At 64.2% G+C, this 1,687-nt stretch carries 1 protein-coding gene; it reads left to right on the forward strand.

The genetic code is table 11. The features are described 5' to 3' along the window. Positions 1 to 5: 5 nt before the first annotated feature. Positions 6 to 1,687: efflux RND transporter permease subunit (locus P0D73_RS46350; protein WP_408436443.1), on the forward strand; the 1,682-nt coding region annotated here is incomplete at its 3' end.

Genomic DNA, 1,687 nt, shown 5'->3' on the forward strand with positions numbered 1-1,687 from the left:
CCGTCATGTGGATAGTCAGGCTCGCGCTGCGCCGCCCTTATACCTTCGTGGTCCTCGCCGTGCTGATCTTTATCGTCGGCCCGCTGGCGATACTGCGCACGCCGACCGATATCTTTCCGAACATCGATATTCCGGTGGTCAGCATCGTCTGGAGCTTTAACGGCTTTTCCGCCCAGGACATGGCGAACCGCATCACGTCGAACTACGAGCGCGCGCTGACCTCGGACGTCGACGATATCGAGCACATCGAGTCGCAATCGCTGAACGGCGTCTCCGTGGTGAAGATCTTTTTTCATCCGGGCGCGGACATCAATCGTGCGATTGCCGAGGCGGCTTCCAATTCGGCGTCGATCCTGCGCGTGCTGCCGCCGGGCACATTGCCGCCGAACATCATCACGTATAACGCGTCGACGGTGCCGATCCTGCAACTCGGCCTGTCCAGCAACACGCTCTCCGAACAGCAACTCTACGATCTCGGCAATAGCCAGATCCGCACGCAACTGGCGACGGTGCAAGGCGCGTCGGTGCCGTTGCCGTTCGGCGGCAAGGTACGGCAGATCATGGTGGATATCGACCCGCGCGCGCTGCAGGCCAAGGGACTCGCGCCGCTCGACGTGGTCAACGCGGTCAACGCGCAGAACCTGATCCTGCCGGGCGGCACGGCGAAGATCGGCACGAAGGAATACAACGTGCAGATGAACGGCAGCACCGACACGGTGGCCGCGCTCAACGATCTGCCGATCAAGACGGTCGCCGGCGGCGTGGTGTACGTGCGCGACGTCGCCCATGTGCGCGACGGCTACGCGCCGCAAACCAACATCGTGCGCAGCGACGGCAAACGCGCGGCGCTCCTGACCATCGAAAAATCCGGCAGCACCTCGACCCTCACGATCATCCAGCAGGTCAAGGCGATGCTGCCGCATATCGCCGCCGGCCTGCCGAGCGCGCTGCACATCACCGCGCTGTCCGATCAATCCGTATTCGTGAAGTCGGCCGTGGTGGGCGTGGCGCGCGAGGCGCTGATCGCCGCCGCCCTCACCGCCTTGATGATCCTGCTCTTTCTCGGCAGCTGGCGCGCCACGCTGATCATCGCGGTATCGATTCCGCTCGCCGTGCTGACCTCGCTGATCGCGCTGTCCGCGCTCGGCCAGACCATCAACATCATGACGCTCGGCGGCCTTGCGCTCGCCGTGGGGATTCTCGTCGACGACGCCACGGTCGCCATCGAAAACATCACGCATCATCTGGAGAACGGCGAGCCGTTGCACGACGCGATCCTGAACGGCTCCGGCGAAATCGCCGTGCCGACTTTCGTCTCGACGCTGTCGATCTGCATCGTATTCGTGCCGATGTTCCTGCTCTCCGGCGTGGCCCGCTATCTGTTCGTGCCGCTCGCCGAAGCGGTGGTGTTCGCGATGATCGCGTCGTACTTTTTCTCGCGCACGCTGGTGCCGACCCTCGCGATGTATCTGATGCGCGCGCGCAGCAACGCGCCGGTCACCGGCAACGGTCCGATTGCGTGCCTGATCCGCTTTCAGGCCGGCTTCGAGCAGCGCTTCGAGCGGCTGCGCGAACGCTATCGCGGCGTGCTCGGCGCGGCGATAGCGAGTCCGCGCCGCTTCATCGCGATCTTTCTGCTGCTTTGCATCGGCTCGCTTGCGCTGGTGCCGTTCACCGGGCGCGACTT

The sequence above is a fragment of the Paraburkholderia sp. RL18-101-BIB-B genome (assembly GCF_046026985.1).
Taxonomy (GTDB): domain Bacteria; phylum Pseudomonadota; class Gammaproteobacteria; order Burkholderiales; family Burkholderiaceae; genus Paraburkholderia.